General features: G+C 59.7%; 23 protein-coding genes and 1 other RNA gene. 7 read left to right on the top strand and 17 right to left on the bottom strand.

Annotated features, from left to right (window positions below; genetic code table 11):
• Positions 1-175: 175 nt before the first annotated feature.
• Positions 176-529: RNase P RNA component class A (gene rnpB, locus AC07Y9_RS24070), an RNA gene on the bottom strand.
• A gap of 73 nt (positions 530-602) precedes the next feature.
• Positions 603-1,457: a 16S rRNA (cytidine(1402)-2'-O)-methyltransferase gene (gene rsmI, locus AC07Y9_RS24065; RefSeq protein WP_172963003.1), complete on the bottom strand. Its 855-nt coding sequence runs from the start codon at positions 1,455-1,457 to the stop codon at positions 603-605.
• 237 nt (positions 1,458-1,694) lie between these two features.
• Between rsmI and AC07Y9_RS24060 the strand changes: the two genes are divergently transcribed.
• From AC07Y9_RS24060 to AC07Y9_RS24045, 4 genes are all read left to right on the top strand, one after another.
• Positions 1,695-3,506: a penicillin-binding protein activator gene (locus AC07Y9_RS24060; protein ID WP_102678600.1), complete on the top strand. Its 1,812-nt coding sequence runs from the start codon at positions 1,695-1,697 to the stop codon at positions 3,504-3,506.
• On the top strand, positions 3,506-3,877 hold the full coding sequence (locus AC07Y9_RS24055) for a YraN family protein (RefSeq protein WP_007928464.1): 372 nt from the start codon (positions 3,506-3,508) through the stop codon (positions 3,875-3,877). Before AC07Y9_RS24060 ends, AC07Y9_RS24055 begins: the two co-directional genes overlap by 1 nt.
• Positions 3,878-3,984: 107 nt before the next feature.
• Positions 3,985-4,578: a phosphoheptose isomerase gene (locus AC07Y9_RS24050; RefSeq protein WP_007928463.1), complete on the top strand. Its 594-nt coding sequence runs from the start codon at positions 3,985-3,987 to the stop codon at positions 4,576-4,578.
• On the top strand, positions 4,575-5,153 hold the full coding sequence (locus AC07Y9_RS24045) for a BON domain-containing protein (RefSeq protein WP_007928462.1): 579 nt from the start codon (positions 4,575-4,577) through the stop codon (positions 5,151-5,153). Before AC07Y9_RS24050 ends, AC07Y9_RS24045 begins: the two co-directional genes overlap by 4 nt.
• Before the next feature lie 56 nt (positions 5,154-5,209).
• Here AC07Y9_RS24045 and AC07Y9_RS24040 read toward each other — a convergent pair whose 3' ends face one another.
• The 7 genes from AC07Y9_RS24040 to rplM form a co-directional block, all read right to left on the bottom strand.
• The gene (locus AC07Y9_RS24040; protein WP_007928461.1) at positions 5,210-5,626 is read right to left on the bottom strand and encodes a ClpXP protease specificity-enhancing factor; all 417 of its coding nucleotides are present in this window, start codon (positions 5,624-5,626) and stop codon (positions 5,210-5,212) included.
• Between the two features lie 16 nt (positions 5,627-5,642).
• A complete protein-coding gene (locus tag AC07Y9_RS24035; protein WP_007928460.1) occupies positions 5,643-6,260 on the bottom strand; it encodes a glutathione S-transferase N-terminal domain-containing protein in 618 nt (205 codons plus the stop codon).
• A gap of 151 nt (positions 6,261-6,411) precedes the next feature.
• Positions 6,412-7,194 (bottom strand): cytochrome c1, encoded by a 783-nt coding sequence (locus AC07Y9_RS24030; protein ID WP_007928459.1) that lies wholly within the window; start codon positions 7,192-7,194, stop codon positions 6,412-6,414.
• Positions 7,194-8,405, bottom strand: a complete 1,212-nt coding sequence (locus tag AC07Y9_RS24025; RefSeq protein ID WP_007928456.1) for a cytochrome b — start codon at positions 8,403-8,405, stop codon at positions 7,194-7,196. Before AC07Y9_RS24025 ends, AC07Y9_RS24030 begins: the two co-directional genes overlap by 1 nt.
• Positions 8,405-8,998: a ubiquinol-cytochrome c reductase iron-sulfur subunit gene (petA, locus tag AC07Y9_RS24020; protein WP_007928454.1), complete on the bottom strand. Its 594-nt coding sequence runs from the start codon at positions 8,996-8,998 to the stop codon at positions 8,405-8,407. Before petA ends, AC07Y9_RS24025 begins: the two co-directional genes overlap by 1 nt.
• Positions 8,999-9,254: 256 nt before the next feature.
• Positions 9,255-9,647 (bottom strand): 30S ribosomal protein S9, encoded by a 393-nt coding sequence (gene rpsI / locus AC07Y9_RS24015; RefSeq protein ID WP_003228056.1) that lies wholly within the window; start codon positions 9,645-9,647, stop codon positions 9,255-9,257.
• A gap of 14 nt (positions 9,648-9,661) precedes the next feature.
• Positions 9,662-10,090 (bottom strand): 50S ribosomal protein L13, encoded by a 429-nt coding sequence (gene rplM / locus AC07Y9_RS24010; RefSeq protein ID WP_007928449.1) that lies wholly within the window; start codon positions 10,088-10,090, stop codon positions 9,662-9,664.
• 246 nt (positions 10,091-10,336) lie between these two features.
• Between rplM and AC07Y9_RS24005 the strand changes: the two genes are divergently transcribed.
• A complete protein-coding gene (locus AC07Y9_RS24005; protein ID WP_062824692.1) occupies positions 10,337-11,374 on the top strand; it encodes an NADP(H)-dependent aldo-keto reductase in 1,038 nt (345 codons plus the stop codon).
• A gap of 54 nt (positions 11,375-11,428) precedes the next feature.
• Here AC07Y9_RS24005 and AC07Y9_RS24000 read toward each other — a convergent pair whose 3' ends face one another.
• Positions 11,429-12,565, bottom strand: a complete 1,137-nt coding sequence (locus AC07Y9_RS24000; protein WP_016703546.1) for an acyl-CoA dehydrogenase family protein — start codon at positions 12,563-12,565, stop codon at positions 11,429-11,431.
• A gap of 244 nt (positions 12,566-12,809) precedes the next feature.
• Between AC07Y9_RS24000 and AC07Y9_RS23995 the strand changes: the two genes are divergently transcribed.
• Positions 12,810-13,709 carry a GlxA family transcriptional regulator gene (locus tag AC07Y9_RS23995; RefSeq protein ID WP_172963002.1) on the top strand — a complete coding sequence of 300 codons (900 nt, stop codon included), beginning with the start codon at positions 12,810-12,812 and terminating at the stop codon, positions 13,707-13,709.
• Between the two features lie 47 nt (positions 13,710-13,756).
• Here AC07Y9_RS23995 and zapE read toward each other — a convergent pair whose 3' ends face one another.
• From zapE to AC07Y9_RS23980, 3 genes are all read right to left on the bottom strand, one after another.
• On the bottom strand, positions 13,757-14,851 hold the full coding sequence (zapE, locus tag AC07Y9_RS23990) for a cell division protein ZapE (protein ID WP_007928431.1): 1,095 nt from the start codon (positions 14,849-14,851) through the stop codon (positions 13,757-13,759).
• A gap of 87 nt (positions 14,852-14,938) precedes the next feature.
• On the bottom strand, positions 14,939-16,294 hold the full coding sequence (locus AC07Y9_RS23985) for a tryptophan--tRNA ligase (RefSeq protein ID WP_102678601.1): 1,356 nt from the start codon (positions 16,292-16,294) through the stop codon (positions 14,939-14,941).
• Positions 16,295-16,318: 24 nt separating this feature from the next.
• Complete coding sequence (locus AC07Y9_RS23980; protein WP_037035259.1) at positions 16,319-16,948, bottom strand: alpha/beta hydrolase; 630 nt, start codon at positions 16,946-16,948, stop codon at positions 16,319-16,321.
• A 144-nt stretch (positions 16,949-17,092) separates the two neighbouring features.
• Between AC07Y9_RS23980 and AC07Y9_RS23975 the strand changes: the two genes are divergently transcribed.
• Positions 17,093-17,527 (top strand): Z-ring associated ZapG family protein, encoded by a 435-nt coding sequence (locus AC07Y9_RS23975; protein WP_007928428.1) that lies wholly within the window; start codon positions 17,093-17,095, stop codon positions 17,525-17,527.
• 183 nt (positions 17,528-17,710) lie between these two features.
• Here AC07Y9_RS23975 and AC07Y9_RS23970 read toward each other — a convergent pair whose 3' ends face one another.
• The 4 genes from AC07Y9_RS23970 to AC07Y9_RS23955 form a co-directional block, all read right to left on the bottom strand.
• A complete protein-coding gene (locus AC07Y9_RS23970) occupies positions 17,711-18,442 on the bottom strand; it encodes a YiaD family glycine zipper/OmpA-like lipoprotein (RefSeq protein ID WP_009045527.1) in 732 nt (243 codons plus the stop codon).
• A 114-nt stretch (positions 18,443-18,556) separates the two neighbouring features.
• Positions 18,557-19,201 carry an MBL fold metallo-hydrolase gene (locus AC07Y9_RS23965; protein ID WP_009045528.1) on the bottom strand — a complete coding sequence of 215 codons (645 nt, stop codon included), beginning with the start codon at positions 19,199-19,201 and terminating at the stop codon, positions 18,557-18,559.
• Between the two features lie 117 nt (positions 19,202-19,318).
• Entirely contained in the window at positions 19,319-19,819 is a 501-nt protein-coding gene (locus AC07Y9_RS23960; RefSeq protein WP_009045529.1) for a methylated-DNA--[protein]-cysteine S-methyltransferase, read from the bottom strand.
• Positions 19,820-19,967: 148 nt separating this feature from the next.
• Positions 19,968-20,213, bottom strand: a complete 246-nt coding sequence (locus AC07Y9_RS23955; protein WP_172963001.1) for a hypothetical protein — start codon at positions 20,211-20,213, stop codon at positions 19,968-19,970.
• Between the last annotated feature and the right edge of the window lie 61 nt (positions 20,214-20,274).

Below are 20,274 nucleotides of genomic sequence, written 5' to 3'. Positions count from 1 at the left end.
ACGGAGATTTAGGAGACTAAAAGGAGGGGTAACGGGAATTTGGCGAAGGATTCGGTGCAATAACTTCAATCAGCTCAAGAAGCTGTATCGCGAAGTTAAAGTAATTTGTTAAGAGTAAGATCTTTTCGGTATTACAAAAGCGCTTCTGCTATTGATTCAAGCAGGGAGGGAAAAGGTGGAGAGTCGATCTGTAAGCCGGGTTCTGTCGAGGACAGTCATTCCTCTACGATGGCCATCACTGGACATCTTTAGCAACCTACCCGGTTCCAGCGCGGGCCACGCCTTGGAACCCTATTTGGTCTTGCTCCGAGTGGGGTTTACCTAGCCACGAACTGTTGCCAGACGTGCGGTGCGCTCTTACCGCACCTTTTCACCCTTACCGGCACCGAAGTGCTTAGGCGGTTATTTTCTGTGGCACTTTCCGTAGGCTCGCGCCTCCCAGGCATTACCTGGCACTCCGCCCTATGGAGCCCGGACTTTCCTCCCCCCTCTAATTTTCATAGAGGGCAGCGACTGTCCAATCGACTCTCCGCCGCGCAGGTTAACGGCAGAGCGGCGGAAGAACAAGTGATAAAAGCCTTTTGCCATTCCGCCGATCGCGCTTACTCGCCTTTCTGTTTATCCAGCGCCACTTGATAGAGCACATTCTTGCGCACGCCGGTAATTTCCGCCGCCAATGCCGCGGCACGCTTGAGTGGCATCTCGTTGAGCAGCAGGTCGAGAACCCGCATCGCCTCACTGCTCACAGCCTCGTCGCTCTCCGGCGCCGACCATCCCGCTACCAGTACAACGCATTCGCCGCGCTGCTGATTGCTGTCTGCCTCGACGAAAGCCCGCAACTCCGAAAGCGGCAGCCCCTTGAGGGTTTCAAAGGTCTTGGTCAGCTCCCGGGCCAGCAATGCCTGGCGCTCGCCACCGAACACCGACTCCATATCCTGCAAGCACTCGAGAATACGGTGTGGCGCCTCATAGAAAATCAGTGTGCGCGGCTCTTCCTTTAATAGCTCAAGACGCCCGCGCCGCCCTACCGCCTTGGCCGGCAGAAAGCCCTCGAAGATAAAACGATCGGAAGGCAGCCCCGCCGCCGACAAGGCCGCAATCAGAGCGCAAGCCCCAGGAACAGGAACGACATTGATACCGGCCGCACGCGCCTGACGCACCAGGTGGTAACCCGGATCGGAGATCAACGGCGTGCCCGCATCGGAAATCAGCGCAACGCTGTCTCCCGCCAACAGACGCGTGAGAAAACGGCTGCCTTCATCCCGTTCGTTATGTTCATGGCAGGCGGCCAGCGGCGTGGAAATCCCGAAGTGCTGCATCAAGCGTTGCGAGTGGCGCGTGTCTTCGGCGGCAATCAGCGCCACCTCACGCAAGATCTTCAAGGCCCGGGCACTGATGTCGTCCAGGTTGCCGATGGGCGTCGCCACCACATAAAGCGAGCCAGCAGCGGAATTCAAAGGACCTGGAGCAGTCAAAGCGCACACCTCTTGATCGGTAAAAGTGCCATTGTAGCGCGTAGAAGCCTTCGGAATGCGTGTCGCAGGCACCTCAAGCCTGCGACAGCGTCTGCCGTTCTAAAGCACTGCAACATTTGCTCGACCTAAAATAGACGGTTTATTGCCAGTAACATCGCGCCCCGGCCAGTGCTTGGGTACAATTCCACGCTAATTTGATCGAGTATCAGGAACACTTACATGATCGCTTGCCTGCGGCTGTTCTCTGCCTTATGCCTTGCCGCCCTCCTGGCAGCTTGCGCCAGCTCGCCCTCCTCCAGCCTTGGCGAACTTCCACGGACCCCGGATGCCAGCATCGAGCAACTGCTCGAACAGGCCGCCAACAGCAAAACGCCCGACAAGGCAGCCCTGCTGCGCTTGAGCGCTGCCGACCTGGCCTATCGCCAGGGCAACGCCGGCCAGGCCGCGCAAATCCTGCAACAAGTGCCGATGGAGCAACTCAAACCCGGCCAGCAGGTTTTCGCCAGCACCCTGGCCGCCGAACTGGCCATGACTCGCAACCAGCCAAAGGCCGCCCTGACTGCCCTGAGCCACCCGAGCCTGCAACGCCTGAGCGAACTGCCGGAAGAGCAGCAAATCCGCACCGGCACTGTCCACGCTCGCGCACTAGAGGCTGACGGCCAGGCCCTCGCTGCGGCACGGGAGCGCATTTTCATTGCGCCACTGCTCAAGGACGACGCCGCGAGCAAGAACCACGAAGCCATCTGGGCATTGATTGCCAGCCTGCCGACCGATCAACTGCAAGCCGTCGGCAACGATGACCTGGGCGGCTGGATGAGCCTGGCGCTGGCAGTGAAGACCGCCGGCACCCTGGAACAACAGCAGGCCGCCATCGACAACTGGCGCGCACAGAACCCCAAGCATCCGGCGGCCATTCAGCTGCCGCTGCCGCTGACCAAACTCAAGGAGCTGGCCAGCCAGCCGCTGTCCAAGATCGCCCTGCTGTTGCCGCAGGACGGCCCGCTGGCCGCGGTCTCCAAGGCCCTGCGCGACGGCTTCATGGCCGCGCACTATCAAGCCCAGCAAGCCGGTCAAAAACCACCCAGCATCGAGTTCTACGACAGCTCGCGCCTGACTTCGCTGGATGACTTCTATCGCAAGGCCCAGGCAGATGGCGTGCAACTGGTCGTCGGCCCGCTGGAAAAACCGCTGGTCAAACAGCTCGCCGCGCGCCCGCAACTGCCTATCACCACCCTGGCGCTGAACTACAGCGAAGGCGAGCAAGGCCCCGCGCAACTGTTCCAGTTCGGCCTGGCCGCCGAAGATGAGGCTCGCGAAGTCTCCCGCCGCGCCCGCGCCGACGGGCTGCACCGCGCTGCGGTCCTGGTGCCACGCGGCGAATGGGGTGATCGTGTGCTCAAGGCTTTCCGTCAGGACTGGGAAAGTAACGGCGGTAGCGTGGTCGGTATCGAACGCGTCGATCAGCCGGTAGCCCTGGCCCAGCAGATTGCCGACCTGTTCCAACTGCGCCAGAGCGAAGCCCGCGCCAAGAGCCTGCAGAACGCCGCTGGCACTCAAGTGGCCGCACAACCTTCGCGTCGCCAGGACATCGAGTTCATTTTCCTGGCATCCACTCCGCAACAGGCACAACAGATCAAGCCGACCCTGAACTTCCAGTACGCCGGCGATGTACCTGTCTACGCTACCTCTCACGTCTTCAGCGCCAGCGGCGACCAGAACCAGTACAACGACATGAACGGCATACGCTTCTGCGAGACGCCTTGGCTGCTGGATGCCAATGACCCGCTGCGCCGACAGGTCGCCGCGCAATGGCCACAAGCCGGTGGCAGCCTGGGTCGACTGTATGCGATGGGCGCCGACGCCTACCGCCTGGCACCACGCCTGGGGCAACTCAAGGCCCTGCCGGACAGCCGCATCGAAGGCCTGTCGGGCAGCCTGGCCATGAGCCCGAGCCAGCGTGTTCAACGCCAGCTGCCATGGGCCGAGTTCGTCAGCGGCCAGATCACTCGCCTGCCTGACACCCAGCGCTAATGCCACAACGATCACGCCAGCAAAGCGGTCAGGATGCCGAAGCCCAAGCGCTCCGGCATCTTGAACAACAAGGGCTGCGCCTGCTGGCGCAGAACTGGTTGTGCAAACGCGGCGAGCTTGATCTGGTCATGCTTGACGGCGATACAGTAGTATTCGTCGAAGTCCGCTACAGACAACACACGCAATGGGGTGGCGCACTAGGCAGCATCGACGCACGCAAGCGTCAGAAACTGATACTCGCCGCACAGTTTTTCCTGCAGCGCGAGTCGCGCTGGTCCAACCACCCTTGCCGTTTCGATGTGGTCGCCATAGACAGCGCCCCAGGTACGACCACTCATTTGAACTGGCTACGGAATGCCTTTGAAAGCTGATCGACGCTCTCGGGCCGAGCCGGACATTTTCACTCAACATTTTTGCTCTTTGCTTTGCGGGCAGCACATTCATGTGCCAGAAAGCCGCGCCACTTAAGGTCACACAGATGGACATGCAATCCCGAATTCGCCAGCTTTTTCAGGCCAGTATCGACACCAAGCAGCAGGCGATGGACGTACTTGCACCGCACATCGAGCAAGCCAGCCAGGTCATGGTCAACGCCCTGCTCAACGAAGGAAAAATGCTTTCCTGCGGCAATGGTGGCTCGGCCGGCGATGCCCAGCACTTCTCCTCCGAACTGCTCAACCGTTTCGAGCGCGAGCGCCCGAGCCTGCCAGCCATTGCGCTGACCACAGACAGCTCGACGATTACCTCGATCGCCAACGACTACAGCTACAACGAAGTCTTTTCCAAGCAGATTCGTGCCTTGGGCCAGCCTGGCGATGTCCTGCTGGCGATCTCCACCAGCGGCAACTCGGCGAATATTATTCAAGCGATCCAGGCCGCACATGATCGCGAAATGATTGTCGTAGCATTGACCGGTCGCGATGGCGGCGGCATGGCGTCCCTGCTATTGCCGGAAGATGTCGAGATTCGCGTACCGGCCAATGTCACTGCACGTATCCAGGAAGTCCACCTGCTGGCGATCCACTGCCTCTGCGACTTGATCGACAGCCAACTGTTCGGGAGTGAAGAATGACCCCTAATCGCCTTGGCCTACTGGCCCTGACCCTAGCCTTGAGCATCAGCGGTTGCAGCTCGGTGATTACTGCCACCCGCGAAAGCCCGATCGAAGATGACCGCGGCACCCGCACCTTCGGCAGCAAGATCGATGACTCACTGATCCAGACCAAAGTCGAAGTGAACGTCGCCAAGGCCAGTCCGGACCTGGACCACAATTCTCACATCGTGGTGACCAGCTTCAACGGCATCGTCCTGCTGGCTGGCCAGACCCCGCGCGCCGACCTCAAGACACTCGCCGAGCAGGCCGCCAGCGCCGTGCAACGGGTGAAGAAAGTCCACAACGAACTGCAGGTTCTACCGCCCTCTTCCCTGCTGGCCCGGCAGAACGATGCCTGGCTGACCACCAAGATCAAGACCCAGATGCTGACCGATGCCAGCATTCCAGGCTCACGCATCAAGGTCGTGACGGAAAACGGCATCGTCTACCTGCTGGGCCTGCTGACCCAACAGGAAGCCACCCAGGCGACCAACCTGGTACAGGGCGTTTCCGGCGTGCAGAAAATCGTCAAACTGTTCGAATACATCGACTGATGCAGGCGAAAGGTACGGGCACAAAAAAAGGCGATCCGAATGGATCGCCTTTTTTATTACTTCACGACCTTCAGACTCGGTCGACCGCTTGGACGCGGCGGCTCGTTATCCGGTGGTGGAATATCATCATCCGGCTCGATTTCATCGTCCTCGTCATCCACGGGCGACTCCAGATCGAACACCATGCCCTGACCATTCTCCCGAGCGTAAATGCCCAGGATCGCCGGCACAGGGACGTACAAGCTATGCGGGACGCCACCGAAGCGCCCCTCGAAAGTCACCACCTCGTTATCCATGTGCAAATGACGCACGGCACTCGGAGAAATATTCAGGACGATCTGTCCGTCACTGGCGAAACCCTGAGGCACCTGCACCGCCGGGTATTCGGAATTGACCAGCATATGCGGGGTGCAATCGTTGTCCACAATCCACTCGTAGAGCGCGCGGACCAGATAAGGTCGACTGGAGTTCATAGCGGCTCCTTAAGCCTTAGCGCATGTCGCGTTCGACGCCAGACAGACTTGCCTGGAACGTCTCACGGGCGAACTGGCGCTCCATATAATCAAGCAACGGCTTGGCTTGCCGTGGCAATTCAATACCCAGAATCGGTAATCTCCAGAGTATTGGTAATAGGCAGCAATCCACCAGACTTTGTTCCTCACTGAGGAAAAACGGCTTCTCCGCGAACAGCGGCGAAACGCCGGTCAGGCTCTCGCGCAGCTCTTTGCGAGCCTGAGCCCGAGCGGCTTCCTTGGTCCGGGAATCCAGGATCAGATCCACCAGCCCACACCAGTCACGCTGGATCCGATGAATCAGCAGACGGCTGTTGGCACGCGCCACTGGGTAAACCGGCAGTAGTGGCGGGTGCGGGTAACGCTCATCCAGATATTCCATCACCACGGTCGACTCCCACAACGCCAGGTCACGATCGACCAGGGTGGGCAGACTGCCGTAAGGGTTCACTTCGATCAGCTTCGGCGGCTGACGCCCCGCCTCCACACTGATGATCTCGGCGCTGACACCCTTCTCTGCGAGCACGATACGTACCCGGTGGGAATAGTGGTCGGCGGGGTCGGAGTAACAGGCCAACCGATTGGTCACGCCCATGGCGGTCCTCCTCGCTTGTTGAAATTATCGGAAGCAGAAAAACGAGCGCGCCCAGAGGGCGCCTCCCGTAACGCCTGGATGATCCAGACTCGTTACACCTTCAGAGACGCCCTTGGGCGCGCACGATTAACAGCAATGAATTACAGCTTTATCAATGAACGTCTTTCCAGTATTCGCGCTTGAGCAGATAGGCGAACACGAAGAAGAAGGCCAGATACAGTAACACATAGGTGCCGATACGTTGATGCTCCAGCTTGACCGGGTTGGCCGAGTAAGCCAGGAAGGTCACCAGGTTCTTGACCTTCTCGTCGAACTGCTCTTCGTTGAGCGTGCCGGTTTTCGGCAGCACGGTCAGCTGGTCGCAGGCCTCATGGGTCAAAGCGGTACCAGTCAGCGGATCGTATTGCTTCTTGCCGTCTTCGACGATCTGCACCTGTTTGCAGCCAACAACCTGGCGCCCCTGCAGGCCGACCAGGACGTTAGGCATACCCACGTTCGGGAAGACCTTATTGTTCACGCCCCATGGACGCGCAGGGTCTTCGTAGAAGGAGCGCAGGTAGCCATAGAGCCAGTCGGTACCACGCACACGAGCCACCAGGGTCAGGTCGGGCGGAGCCGCACCGAACCAGGTCTTGGCGTCAGCCGGCTGCATGCCGATGCTCATGTGATCGCCGATTTTCGCACCGGTGAACACCAGCTTGCTCATCATCAGATCGTGAGGAATCCCCAGATCGTCGGCAACGCGCTCATAGCGTTGGAACTTGGCGCTGTGGCAGCCCATGCAGTAGTTGGCGAATGTCCGTGCGCCATCCTGCATGGCGGCCTTGTCGGAGACGTCGATGTCGACTTTTTCCAGCTCGGGACCACCGTGTTCGGCCGCGAAGGACAGTACAGGCATAGCAGCAAGAATCAGTACAGCAAATAGCTTTTTCATCAGCCAGTCACCCTTTCCGGAACCGGTTTGGTCTTCTCGAGCCTGGTATAGAACGGCATCAGAATGAAGTAGGCGAAGTACAGGAAGGTACATACCTGCGACAGCAGCGTGCGACCCGGCGTCGGTGCCAGAACGCCGAGGATCCCCAGGATCACGAACGAGATGCAGAACACCACCAGCCAGATCTTGCTCAGCCAACCCTTGTAGCGCATGGATTTGACCGGGCTGCGATCGAGCCATGGCAGCACGAACAACACGGCGATCGCCGCGCCCATCGCAATCACGCCCAGCAGCTTGTCCGGAACCGCGCGCAGAATCGCGTAGAACGGGGTGAAGTACCAAACCGGGGCAATATGCTCAGGCGTCTTGAACGGGTTGGCCTGTTCGAAGTTCGGCTTCTCGAGGAAATAACCACCCATTTCCGGGAAGAAGAACACGATCGAGCAGAAGATGAACAGGAACACCACCACGCCGACGATGTCTTTCACGGTGTAGTACGGGTGGAAAGCGATGCCATCCAGCGGTACGCCGTTTTCGTCTTTGTGCTTCTTGATGTCCACGCCATCCGGGTTGTTCGAACCCACTTCGTGCAGCGCCAGGATGTGCAGCACTACCAGACCGAGAATCACGATTGGCAGGGCCACTACGTGCAAGGCGAAGAAGCGGTTCAGGGTAATACCGGAAATCAGGTAGTCACCACGAATCCACTGGGTCAGGTCGTTACCGATGACCGGGATCGCACCAAACAGCGAGATGATCACCTGGGCGCCCCAATAGGACATTTGCCCCCAAGGCAGCAGGTAGCCCATGAAGGCCTCGGCCATCAGCGCCAGGTAGATCAGCATGCCGAACAGCCACACCAGCTCACGCGGCTTCTGGTAAGAACCGTAGAGCAGGCCACGGAACATGTGCAGATAGACCACGATGAAGAACGCCGAGGCGCCAGTGGAGTGCAACAGACGCAGGATCGAGCCGTACTCGACGTCGCGCATGATGTATTCGACGGAAGCGAAAGCCTCTTCCGCCGACGGGGTGTAGCTCATGGTCAGCCAGACACCGGTGACGATCTGGTTAACCAGAACCAGCAGAGCCAGGGAACCAAAGAAGTAGAAGAAGTTGAAGTTCTTCGGGGCGTAATACTTGCTGAGATGGTCTTCCCACATTTTGGTCGCGGGGAAGCGCGCATCAACCCAATCCATGAACTTGCTCATCACGCTTTCTCCGTATCGACGCCGATGACAATAAGGTCGTCCGACTCATAGGAATGCGGGGGTACTGGCAGGTTCAAAGGCGCAGGTTGCGACTTGTAGACGCGGCCAGCCAGATCGTAGTGGGAACCGTGGCAAGGGCAGAAATAGCCACCTACCCAATCCTTGCCCAGATCCGCAGGCGCCACTTCAGGGCGGAAAGTCGGCGAGCAACCCAGGTGGGTGCAGATACCGATCAGCAGCAGAATCTCTGGCTTGATCGAACGCACTTCCGGGTCGACGTAGGTTGGTTGGACAGAGTTCTTGGAGTCGGGGTCGGAAAGTTGACCCTCGATCTTTTTGAGATTCCCCAGGATTTCCTGTGTGCGGCGGACGATGAATACCGGCTGACCACGCCACTCAGCAATCATCTGCTGACCTGGGTCGATCTTGCTGATATTCACTTTCACCGGTGCCCCTGCGGCTTTCGCCTTGGCACTGGGAAACCATGACCCCACGAACGGGACCGCAGCCCCCACCGCTCCTGCAGCACCCACCACGGATGTGGCTGCTACAAGGAAGCGACGCCGGCCTGCATTCACGCCGTCATTGCTCATTCAGTCCTCTCCCATCAGCTTTGTGGCCTGTTAAATCAGGCATCTACTAAGTAAAAATCTGAACTTATAAAAATTTTGCCGAATGGTAATGAAAAGCCCCTACTCTGACAAGGTAATTACCAACTTGGCCCTGCCCCAAGCCCTGTAGTATAGGGGCTCTGCAGATGTGGCAAGTTGTCACAGCGCAAAATAATCGCCCATAAAAAAACGCCCAGCTCCGTAAGGAGACTGGGCGTTTTTTGAACGCGGAAGCGAATTAACGCTTCGAGTACTGCGGACGCTTACGCGCTTTACGCAGACCAACTTTCTTACGTTCAACTTCACGTGCGTCACGGGTTACGAAACCGGCTTTACGCAGAGCGCTGCGCAGAGTTTCGTCGTAATCCATCAGAGCGCGAGTGATGCCGTGGCGGATTGCGCCAGCTTGGCCACTCACACCACCGCCGATAACGGTGACGTAGATGTCGAACTTCTCGACGGTCTCGGTCAGTTCCAGCGGCTGACGAACTACCATGCGGGCAGTTTCGCGGCCGAAGAAGTTATCCAGGGAGCGGTTGTTGATGGAGATGTTGCCAGTGCCCGGACGCAGGAAAACGCGTGCGGTTGCAGTCTTGCGACGGCCAGTGCCGTAATTTTGAGTCGCCGACATAATGAACTATTCCGTTAAATCTTCAGTTCTTGGGGCTGCTGAGCAGTATGAGGGTGTGCAGCGCCCGCATAGACTTTCAGCTTACGGTACATGTCGCGACCCAGCGGGTTCTTAGGCAGCATGCCTTTTACCGCGGTCTCGATCACGCGCTCAGGGGCCTTGGCGATCAGCTTTTCAAAGTTGATCGACTTGATGCCGCCCGGGAAACCGGAGTGGGAGTAGTACATTTTGTCAGTGGTTTTAGCGCCAGTAACACGTACTTGCTCAGCGTTGATCACGACGATGTAGTCACCGGTGTCGACGTGAGGGGTGTACTCAGGCTTGTGCTTGCCACGCAGACGGCTCGCGATTTCGGTGGCCAGACGACCCAGGGTCTGACCAGCAGCGTCGACGACAAACCAGTCGCGCTTAACTGTTTCCGGTTTAGCAGTAAAAGTTTTCATTCTTTATAGCCTCAGGGGCCGCCCTGTAAATTAGACGGCGGATCTTACTGAATAGTGCGTACTTTGACAAGTCAAAGGCAGCCGGATACAGACGCTATCGGGGGCTCGGGTCAGCGCGTCCGTTATACGGCAAGATTCTTCGGCAGGCGGCGCATCACTTCCACTGCAGAAAGAGCTGCGGAATTATGCAGATTGCGAAAAAAAATTCAACCTGCTTTTATGATTGTTTTGCCGAAGGAGCACCCGATGGACTATCGCCAGCTAGGCCGGACCGACCTGAACGTGAGTGCAATCTGCCTGGGAACCATGACCTGGGGCGAGCAAAACAGCGAGTCCGAGGCCTTCGCCCAGATCGAACGGGCCAAGGCTGCAGGGATCAATTTCATCGACACCGCGGAGATGTACCCGGTGCCGCCAAAGGCCGAAACCTACGCCACCACCGAGCGCTACATCGGTAACTGGTTCAAGGCTCGCGGCGATCGCGCCGACTGGATCCTCGCCAGCAAGATCGCCGGCCCCGGCAACACCATCGACTACATCCGCGACAACCAGCTCAAACACAACCGCAAGCACATAGTCCAAGCCGTGGACGCCAGCCTCAAGCGCCTGCAGACCGACTGGATCGACCTCTACCAGTTGCATTGGCCAGAGCGCAGCACCAACTTCTTCGGCCAACTGGGCTACAAGCACAAGGAAGAAGACTTCACCCCGCTGGAGGAAACTCTCGAAGCCCTGGACGAGCAGGTCAAGGCCGGCAAGATCCGCCACATTGGCCTGTCCAATGAAACGCCCTGGGGCACCATGAAGTTCCTGGCCCTCGCCGAGAGCCGCGGCTGGCCACGGGCGGTATCGATCCAGAACCCCTACAACCTGCTCAACCGCAGCTTTGAAGTGGGCCTGGCGGAAATCGCCATTCGCGAACAATGTGGATTGCTGGCCTATTCGCCACTGGCGTTCGGCTTCCTCTCTGGCAAATACGAAGGCGGCGCGCGCCCGGCCAAAGGCCGCCTGAGCCTGTACAGCCGCTTCAGCCGCTACTTCAACCCGCAATCGGAAGCGGCCTGCAGCCGCTATGTCGCCCTGGCCCGCGAGCACGGCCTGGATCCGGCGCAAATGGCCCTGGCATTCGTCACCCAGCAACCGTTCGTCACTAGCAACATTATTGGTGCGACCACCCTCGAACAACTGGACAGCAATATCGCCAGTCTCGAGCTGAAGCTGTCGAATGAGGTGCTGGCCGGCATCGAGGCGATCCACAAGGACCACCCGAACCCGGCGCCGTAACCCGCTCGTAGGAGCGAGCCTGCCTGGCTCGCTCCTACGCGCAACCCAATGCCGCTACAGGGAACGCGCAATGATTTCCTTCATGATCTCGTTGGTCCCGGCATAGATCCGCTGCACCCGCGCATCCGCCCAGGCCCGGGCCACCGGGTACTCCCACATGAAGCCGTAACCGCCGTGCAACTGCACGCATTCGTCGAGCACCTTGCATTGCAGGTCCGTGCCCCAGTACTTGGCCATGGCGGCGGTCGGTACATCGAGCTTGCCTTGCAGATGCAATTCCAGGCAGCGGTCGACGAAGACCCGGCCGATCTGGATCTCGGTGGCCATTTCCGCCAGTTTGAAGCGGGTGTTCTGGAAGTCGGCGATCGATTTGCCGAAGGCCTTGCGCTCGCGGGTGTACTCCAGGGTCCACTGCAATGCCGCCTCGGCTGACGCCAGACCGCCTACCGCCACCGTCAAACGCTCCTGCGGCAACTCCTGCATCAGGTAGGCAAAGCCCATTCCGGCCTGCCCCAGCAGGTTTTCCTTGGGCACACGGACGTCCTGGAAGAAAAGTTCGGAAGTGTCCTGGGCCTTCATACCGACCTTTTCCAGGCGTTTGCCCTTGGAAAAACCGGGCGTATCCGCCTCCACCAGGAACAGGCTGGTGCCCTTGGCGCCGGCCTTCGGATCGGTCTTGGCCACGACAATCACCAGATCGGCCAGATAACCGTTGGTGATAAAGGTCTTGGAGCCGTTGATCACATAGTCGTCACCGTCCAGCACCGCAGTGGTCTTGACCCCCTGCAGGTCGGAGCCGGCGCCTGGCTCGGTCATGGCGATGGCCGTGACCATCTCGCCGGACACCAGTTTCGGCAGGTACTTGTGCTTCAGCGCCTCGCTGCCGTAATGCAGGATGTAAGGCGCGACGATATCGGAATGCAGGGAGAAGCCGATACCGGTCAGACCAAGGCGCCCTACCTCCTCGATCACTACCGCGCTATAGAGAAAGTCAGCCCCCAGTCCGCCGTACTCCTCGGGGAGATGGGAGCAGAGCATTCCCGCCTCACCGGCCTTGTTCCACAAGGCGCGGTCGATGTAGCCCTGTTTTTCCCATTGCCCATGGAATGGCACGGCCTCCTTTTCCAGGAAGGTACGTACGCTGTCACGAAAGAGTTCGTGCTCGGAGCTGAACAAGGTTCTGGGGATCATGGGGCCACCTGTCGTTATTGTTAGCCGGGATTGGCCCACAGAGCCTAAGCCCACGCGTACGACACAGGACACTGGACACATCCGACAAAAAATAAGACGATCCAGCCGTCTGGTGACCACTTTCCCCTATAAGAACAATTGAATTATGTCTAACCAAACCTCCACGCCCTTGCGGCGCGTCAGCATCCTGGCCATCGACCGGGTTTTCGCCTCCACCCTCATGCAAGCCAAGGATTTCTTCCATCTGGCCAGCCTGCGCTACGGCAAGCAGCTGGGCCAGGGCCTGACCCCGGCCTTCGAAACCCGCCTGGTCAGCCCCGATGGCAAACCGGTATGCAGCTTCAGCAACGTGATCATGCCGGTGGACGGCGGCCTGGAAGATACCGACGTGATCATCCTCCCGGCGTTCTGGGACGATTTCGAAACCCTCTGCCAACGTTATCCACAGATCCTGCCCTGGCTGCGCCAGCAACACGCCCGCGGCGCCGTGCTCTGCGGCGAGGCCACCGGGGTGTTCTGGCTGGCCGAAGCCGGGTTGCTCGACGGCAAGGAAGCCACCACTTACTGGCGTTTCTTCAATGCCTTCAGCGAACGCTTCCCCAAGGTCCAGCTCAATCAGGACAAGCACCTGACCGACGCCGACAACCTGTATTGCGCCGGCGGCACCACTTCGGCCTGCGACCTGTACATCTACCTGATCGAGCGTTTCTGCGGCGCCAACGTGGCCCAGGCCGTGGCCCGCGACATTCTCTATGAAGTGCAGCGCAGCTATTCCCCGGGGCGTATCGGCTTTGGCGGCCAGAAGCTGCACCAGGACGTGATCATCCTGCAGATCCAGCACTGGCTCGAAGAGCATTTCGCCGACAAGTTCCGCTTCGAGGACGTGGCCCGCGAACATGGCATGAGCATTCGCAATTTCATGCGCCGCTTCCAGACCGCCACCGGCGACAAACCCCTGCATTACCTGCAGCGCCTGCGCATCGAAACCGCCAAGGGCCTGCTCTCGGGGACGCGCAAGAGCATCAAGACCATCAGCTACGAGGTCGGCTATGACGATGCGAGCTTCTTCGCCCGCCTGTTCCGCCAGCACACCGAGCTGTCACCGAACCAGTACCGGCAGCAGTTTCACCAACAAGCCGCGTAAATGAAAAAGGGCCTGCAATGCAGGCCCTTCTTTTTATCCGGAAACCGTTAAGGCTTGTGCGCCCGCGAGAGGAACTCGTGGGACTGCATTTCCAGCAGACGGCTGAGGGTGCGCTGGAACTCGAAGGTCAGGCGGCCGCCGGTGTACAGATCCTTGAGCTCGACTTCAGCGGAAATGATCAGCTTGACGTTACGGTCGTAGAACTCGTCGACCATGTTGATGAAGCGACGGGCGATATCGTCGGTGGCGACGCTCATCTGCTCGACACCGCTGACCAGCACGGCGTGGAAGATCTTGCCCAGCTCGATGTAGTCATTCTGGCTGCGTGGGCCATCGCACAGTTCGCGGAAGTCGAACCAGGCCACGTCATCGCAGGTACGCAGGGCGCGGATTTCGCGGTTCTCGACGATCAGCACATCGTTTTCCACCGCCTGGGTGCATTCCGGCGTCAGCGCACGGAAGCTCTTGCGCAGGCTTTCGTGGGCCGCTTCGTCCAGCGGGAAGTGGAACAACTCGGCCTGCTCCAGGTGACGCAGACGGTAGTCGACGCCACTGTCGACGTTGACGATCTCGGTGTGCTGCTTGATCAGGGCAATGGCCGGCAGGAAACGCGCACGTTGCAGGCCGTCCTTGTACAGGCCGTCCGGCACGATGTTCGAGGTAGCCACCAGGGTCACGCCGTTCTTGAACAGCTCTTCCATCAGCGTGCCGAGGATCATCGCGTCGGTGATGTCGGAAACAAAGAATTCGTCGAAGCAGATCACCCGGGCCTCGTCGGCGAAGCGCTTGGCGATGATGGTCAGCGGGTTCTTCTCGCCGCCCAGGGTTTTCATCTCCTCGTGCACACGCTTCATGAAGCGGTGGAAGTGAGTACGGACCTTCTGCTTGAACGGCAGGGCTTCAAAGAAGGTATCGACCAGATACGTCTTGCCACGCCCTACCCCGCCCCAGAAGTACAGGCCCTTGACCGGCACCTGGTCTTTCTTGCCAAACAGCTTGCCCAGCAGGCCCGGCTTGTTGTTCGACGCGGCGATCAGATCGTCGTACAGGCGCTGCAAATGACGCACGGCGGTTTCCTGCGCGGCGTCGTGGAAGAACTCCGGGCGTTTCAGATCAGCTTGGTATCGTTCTAGGGGCGTCATAATTCGTTAGCAAGGCAACAAAAACGGGCCGTCACTGTAGCGACGGCCCTTGAGAATGGCAATCAGCCCTTGGTCGGGAGATTGCGGTTAGTCCTGCACAGGCGCCAGGGCGACGCGCAGCGCATCGATCGCCGCATCGCGGGCCGCCGTGTCGGCAAAGGCCGGGCTATCGGCCACGCACTCGCCTTCCAGCCACACGCTGAAACCCAGCGCTTCACTGCGCAGATCCAGAGCCTGGCCGGATTGCAGTTGCTTGGTCACCGCACCTGCGGTCTTGCCGTCGGCGAAGTTGCGCGACAGCAACAGTTGCTCGCCATCGGCGGCCAGCAGGCGGAAACGGAAGCTGCCGTCGTCTTCGCGGAAGCTGACGAAGCGCGCGGCCTTGGCCGCTTTCTTCTTGGTGGTCGCCGCCACTTGTACCTGATTGACGAACGAACGCAGGCCCACGGCCTCGCGCAGCTCGTTGAGGAATGGCGTGGCCACGGCGCGGGCTTTCTTGGCGCCGGCCTGGAGGATGTCTTCCAGGTCCGAAGGACGCTCGATCAACTGGTGATAACGCTCGCGCGCCTCACCCAACTGGTTGTCCAGCAGCTGGAACAGACGATTCTTCGCCTCGCCCCAACCCAGGCCCTGCAGCAGCTCGCTGCGGAATTCGTCAGCCTGGGCCGGCGTCGCGAAAGCCTGGAACAGGGTGAACAGGTGAGCGTTGTCCGGGTCCTTGGCTTCGCCAGGAGCGCGGGAGTCGGTGACGATGCGCGAGATCGCGTCCTTCATGTCCTTGGCGCTGCTGAACAACGGAATGGTGTTGTCGTAGCTCTTGGACATCTTGCGGCCATCGAGGCCCGGCAAGGTGGCGACGCTTTCCTCGATCAGCGCCTCGGGCATGGTGAAGAACTCCTTGCCCTGGCCGAACAGATGGTTGAAGCGCTGGCCGATATCACGGGCCATTTCCACGTGCTGGATCTGGTCGCGACCGACCGGCACCTTGTGGGCGTTGAACATCAGGATGTCCGCGGCCATCAGCACCGGGTAGCTGTACAGGCCCATGGTGATGCCGGCGTCCGGGTCTTCACCGGTCTCGACGTTTTTATCCACCGAAGCCTTGTAGGCGTGAGCACGGTTGAGCAGGCCCTTGGCCGCCACGCAGGTCAGCAACCAGGTCAGTTCCGGGATTTCCGGGATGTCCGACTGGCGATAGAAAGTCACGCGCTCCACATCCAGGCCACCGGCCAGCCAGGTCGCGGCGATTTCCAGGCGCGAGCGCTGGATACGCAGCGGGTCATCGCACTTGATCAGAGCGTGATAGTCGGCCAGGAAGTAGAACGAGTTGGCATTGCTGTCGCGGCTGGCGAGGATCGCCGGGCGGATGGCGCCAGCGTAGTTGCCCAGGTGCGGCGTGCCGGTGGTGGTGATGCCGGTGAGGATGCGCGTACGAGTAGTCATGGGTAATCGCTTATCAGACTGCAATCAATTCGAGAGTCGTGGCAGCACCAGATCCTTGAGATCGGTGAGCTTGCCATGAAAAAAGTGTCCGCATTCTGCCACTTTCAGCAGCTCATGGGGGCGCTCAAGCGCGTCGGACCAGTCATAGACCAGCTGCGGGTCGACCACTTCGTCGGTTTCCGGCTGGATCAGGGTCAGCGGGCAGTTCTGCGGCAGCAGGTCGCTATCGCGCAAACGCATCACGGCGGCAGCGACCATGAACAGGTGCTTGAGCGGCTCGCCGCGGGCTTCCAGGCGCCCGCCGAGGCTGGCGGCGACGAAGCCACCGAAGGAGAAGCCGAGCAGGGTCATCGGCAAGTCCGGGTGCCTGGCCCGCAGCCACTCGGCAGCCGCCTGCGCGTCGTCGACTTCACCGCTGCCCATGTCGTGGCTGCCTTCGCTGGCGCCGACGCCACGGTAGTTGAAACGCAAGGTGATCAGGCCGGCGTCACGCGCGGTACGTTGCAGGGTCGAGACCACCTTGTTGAGCATGGTGCCGCCCTGCACCGGGTTCGGATGACAGATCAGCGCCACGCCACGGGCGTCGGCGACATCCAGATACAGGGCTTCCAGTTGGCCGACCGGGCCGGCAATCACTACGGGGGTTTCACGCATAAGCAAGGAAGGAACTCCGTGACCTCGAATCGGGTCGACTCGTCTAGCAAATTGTCTGTGCCAATCTATTGCGAGTGAATCGCGGTATACAGCGCAGGTTCGAGCCGTTAACGTAAAGCAAAGCCGTTTATAGAGGAAGGACTCGTGGAACACTCGCTCCTAGTTTGGTTGTTGCCGACTCTTGCCCTGATCGCGGGTGTCGCCATTGGATTTCTGGTCGCTCGCCTGCTGCCGAATGCCGCGCCTAACCGCACGCAACGTCAGCTGGATGATATTCAGGAACGTTTTGACAGTTATCAGAACGAAGTGGTCACCCACTTCAACAGCACCGCCACCCTGGTGAAAAAACTCACTCAAAGCTATCAGGAAGTGCAGGACCACCTCGCCGAGGGCGCCAACCGCCTGGCCCTGGACGAGTTGACCCGCCAACGCCTGCTGGCCGCGCTGCACTCCGACTCGGTGCAGGCTCCACGGGAACGCCTGACGCCACCGCGCGACCAGGAACCGCCACGGGACTACGCGCCAAAGACGCCTAACGCGCCTGGCATGCTCGACGAGCATTATGGTCTGAAGAAGTAATCAGGCTTCGCGTCCAGTAAAAAGCCCCCGGACAATTCGGTTGTCCGGGGGCTTTTTTGTATCTGGTGATTTGATAGCGGCTGATCGGACCTCTTCGCGGGCAAGCCTGCGAAGAGGCCGGAAAAGGCCACACACAAAAATGCCCGATCACAGGATCGGGCATTTCTTCATTCAAACGATCAGTTACGGATACTGCTGAACCGTACCCGGCTGTTGCTGCTGACCACCATACTGCTGGCCAGGAATCGCCTTGAGGTTCACTTCCACTCGACGGTTCTGCGCACGGCCATTGACGTCGCCGTTACTGGCGATCGGGTTATCCGGGCCAGCGCCACGGGCCGACAGGTTGGCACCGCTGACACCTTGCGAGGTCAGGTAGGTCGCCACGCTCTGGGCGCGACGCTGGGACAGGTCCATGTTGTGCTGGCGGCTGCCGGTGCTGTCGGTGTAGCCGACGATTTCGATCTGGTTCTGGTTGAACTCCTTGAGGGAGTTGGCCAGGTTGTTCAGCGGCTGATAGAAGCTTGGGGCGATGTTCGCCGAATCGGTGGCGAAGGTGATGTTGCCCGGCATGATCAGTTTGATCTGATCGCCCTGGCGCTGCACTTCGACTCCGGTATTGGCCATGCTGGCACGCAGTTTCTTTTCCTGCTGGTCGGCGTAGTAGCCGTAGCCGGCGGCGGAAGCACCGACTACCGCAGCGCCGATCAGCGCGCCCTTGCCACGGTTGTTGTGGTCGATGGCGGCACCGGCCAGCGCACCGGCCAAGGCACCCAGGCCACCGTATTTTGCAGTTTTGCTCATGCCCGTGGAGCCGTCGGCCTGCCCCTGATTGTCATAGGGGTTAGGCGAAGCACAGCCGGACAACAAGGCCACAGCGGTAGCAACAACGATCAAACGACGCGAGGTGAACATGGAGAAGCTCCTACTTTTTTCATTCTGTGATGCAGCGGACGTTGGCAACAGACCTTTGCAGGCGTTTGAACACGGCCAATGACAAAAATTCCGTGAAACTTTTGACAGCAAAGCTCAGGCCCTGACAAAGGGATTCTCACGCATTTCATCGCCCAGGCGGGTGTCCGGACCATGCCCGGCCACCACAGTCGCGTCTTCGTCGAGGGTGTACAGACGCTGCTTGATCGAACGCACGATGGTGGCCTGGTCGCCCCCCCACAGATCCGTGCGCCCTACCCCGCGCTTGAACAACGTGTCGCCGGCAATCAGCAGCTTAGCCTCTGCGAACCAGAAGCTCATGGAACCTGGGGTATGTCCCGGCGTATGCAGGGCCACGCCGCAACCGCAGGCCAGTTCTTCGTCGTCCGCCAGCCAGCGATCCGGTGCCGGTACCGGCGTGTAAGGCACGCCGAACATGCTGCACTGCATCTCCAGGTTGTCCCAGAGGAACTGATCCTCCTTGTGCAGGTGCAGGGTTGCGCCGGTTTTTTCCTTCATCTGTCCGGAGGCCAGGAAGTGATCCAGGTGGGCATGGGTATGAATGATGCTCACCACCTTCAGCCCCAGCGCGTCGAGCCGCGCCATGATCAGGTCAGGATTGCCGCCCGGATCGACGACTATGGCCTTTTTTGTAACAGGATCGCCAATGATCGTGCAGTTGCACTGCAAGGGACCGACGGGGAAGGTTTCGCGAATAAGAGCGGGCTTGGCGGCTTCCATGGGATGTTCCTGAAGAAATCGATGGGCCATTCTCGCACAGCTTGCAGCCGCAGCTTTGCCGCGCAATGCAGTCAACGACAACTGCCGCCCACGCCCCGGGACGGCAATCATTCACAGTCAGAACGCCAACTGCAGGGTTTCCTCGCCTTCCAGCGCCAGCAGAAACTGCTTGGCCTGCAGGCCGCCGGCAAAACCGGTGAGGCTGCCCGAGGCGCCGATCACCCGGTGGCAAGGCGCGATGATCGAGATCGGGTTCCGGCCATTGGCCGCACCGACTGCGCGCACGGCCTTGGGACTGCCCACCTGCGCGGCAATCTGGCTGTAGCTGCGGGTTTCACCGAAAGGAATGGTCAGCAGCGCCTGCCAGACCTTGCGCTGGAACTCGGTGCCGACAAAGTCCAGTTCCAGTTCGAAGCGATCGCGGCTGCCGGCAAAGTACTCCTTGAGCTGGCGTTCGGTTTCCAGCAAGACCGGATGATCGTCGGCAGGCTGCAACGGGCCGAGACGCACCCGGTTTTCGCGTTCGTTCTCCCAGAGAATCGCGGCGAGCTTCGTGCCTCTGGCCACCAGGGTCAGTTGACCGACGGGCGAGTTGATCAATTTGAATACGCAGGACATGCTAAGCCTCCTTTATCTTCCAGGGAGATCAGGCCCGGACCTGGCCTTCATCTCGGTACGCCTGCACTGTAGATCGACATTCAAGCGCAAGAACTACGTTTCTTGCGCTTGAACTCAGTGCCGGATTTTCCTGGGGCCGCTACATCGGCTACTCATCCTCTTCGATCAGATAACAATTGTCACTGCTGCTGCGCCGGCCGTGGGGATCGACGATAAAAGCCCCGCGCCCGTTGCCGCACTCCAGCAGATGCACCGGCGACAGCTCACGCTGTTGATCGATACGCGCATTGAGCCGGACGATATAGGTGCCCAACGCAAGCGCCACGCAAAGAATCAGCAGCAGGCACAACACCAACTGGTCGGTGTAACCCGCGCAGGTCTTTTCAGAAGGCATAGGCAATAGAGCCCGATCCTGCTGCCAGCCCGCCCCCATTCCCGGTCAAGAACCCTGACAG

It is taken from the genome of Pseudomonas sp. GW456-L12, assembly GCF_059424045.1.
This window is presented reverse-complemented; position numbering and strand designations above follow the sequence as displayed.

Excerpts from the sequence above, each read along its gene's own strand:
- AC07Y9_RS24060 (WP_102678600.1), top strand. The coding sequence starts at position 1,695 with ATGATCGCTTGCCTGCGGCTGTTCTCTGCCTTATGCCTTGCCGCCCTC.
- petA (WP_007928454.1), bottom strand. The coding sequence starts at position 8,998 with ATGAGCAATGACGGCGTGAATGCAGGCCGGCGTCGCTTCCTTGTAGCA.
- AC07Y9_RS24025 (WP_007928456.1), bottom strand. The coding sequence starts at position 8,405 with ATGAGCAAGTTCATGGATTGGGTTGATGCGCGCTTCCCCGCGACCAAA.
- AC07Y9_RS24035 (WP_007928460.1), bottom strand. The coding sequence starts at position 6,260 with ATGGGCGTGACCAATCGGTTGGCCTGTTACTCCGACCCCGCCGACCAC.
- AC07Y9_RS24000 (WP_016703546.1), bottom strand. The coding sequence starts at position 12,565 with ATGATCCCCAGAACCTTGTTCAGCTCCGAGCACGAACTCTTTCGTGAC.
- AC07Y9_RS23970 (WP_009045527.1), bottom strand. The coding sequence starts at position 18,442 with ATGTTCACCTCGCGTCGTTTGATCGTTGTTGCTACCGCTGTGGCCTTG.
- AC07Y9_RS24045 (WP_007928462.1), top strand. The coding sequence starts at position 4,575 with ATGACCCCTAATCGCCTTGGCCTACTGGCCCTGACCCTAGCCTTGAGC.
- AC07Y9_RS24055 (WP_007928464.1), top strand. The coding sequence starts at position 3,506 with ATGCCACAACGATCACGCCAGCAAAGCGGTCAGGATGCCGAAGCCCAA.
- AC07Y9_RS23985 (WP_102678601.1), bottom strand. The coding sequence starts at position 16,294 with ATGACTACTCGTACGCGCATCCTCACCGGCATCACCACCACCGGCACG.
- AC07Y9_RS23955 (WP_172963001.1), bottom strand. The coding sequence starts at position 20,213 with ATGCCTTCTGAAAAGACCTGCGCGGGTTACACCGACCAGTTGGTGTTG.
- AC07Y9_RS24005 (WP_062824692.1), top strand. The coding sequence starts at position 10,337 with ATGGACTATCGCCAGCTAGGCCGGACCGACCTGAACGTGAGTGCAATC.
- AC07Y9_RS24040 (WP_007928461.1), bottom strand. The coding sequence starts at position 5,626 with ATGAACTCCAGTCGACCTTATCTGGTCCGCGCGCTCTACGAGTGGATT.
- AC07Y9_RS24050 (WP_007928463.1), top strand. The coding sequence starts at position 3,985 with ATGGACATGCAATCCCGAATTCGCCAGCTTTTTCAGGCCAGTATCGAC.
- AC07Y9_RS23965 (WP_009045528.1), bottom strand. The coding sequence starts at position 19,201 with ATGGAAGCCGCCAAGCCCGCTCTTATTCGCGAAACCTTCCCCGTCGGT.
- zapE (WP_007928431.1), bottom strand. The coding sequence starts at position 14,851 with ATGACGCCCCTAGAACGATACCAAGCTGATCTGAAACGCCCGGAGTTC.
- rpsI (WP_003228056.1), bottom strand. The coding sequence starts at position 9,647 with ATGTCGGCGACTCAAAATTACGGCACTGGCCGTCGCAAGACTGCAACC.
- AC07Y9_RS23960 (WP_009045529.1), bottom strand. The coding sequence starts at position 19,819 with ATGTCCTGCGTATTCAAATTGATCAACTCGCCCGTCGGTCAACTGACC.
- AC07Y9_RS23980 (WP_037035259.1), bottom strand. The coding sequence starts at position 16,948 with ATGCGTGAAACCCCCGTAGTGATTGCCGGCCCGGTCGGCCAACTGGAA.
- AC07Y9_RS24030 (WP_007928459.1), bottom strand. The coding sequence starts at position 7,194 with ATGAAAAAGCTATTTGCTGTACTGATTCTTGCTGCTATGCCTGTACTG.
- rplM (WP_007928449.1), bottom strand. The coding sequence starts at position 10,090 with ATGAAAACTTTTACTGCTAAACCGGAAACAGTTAAGCGCGACTGGTTT.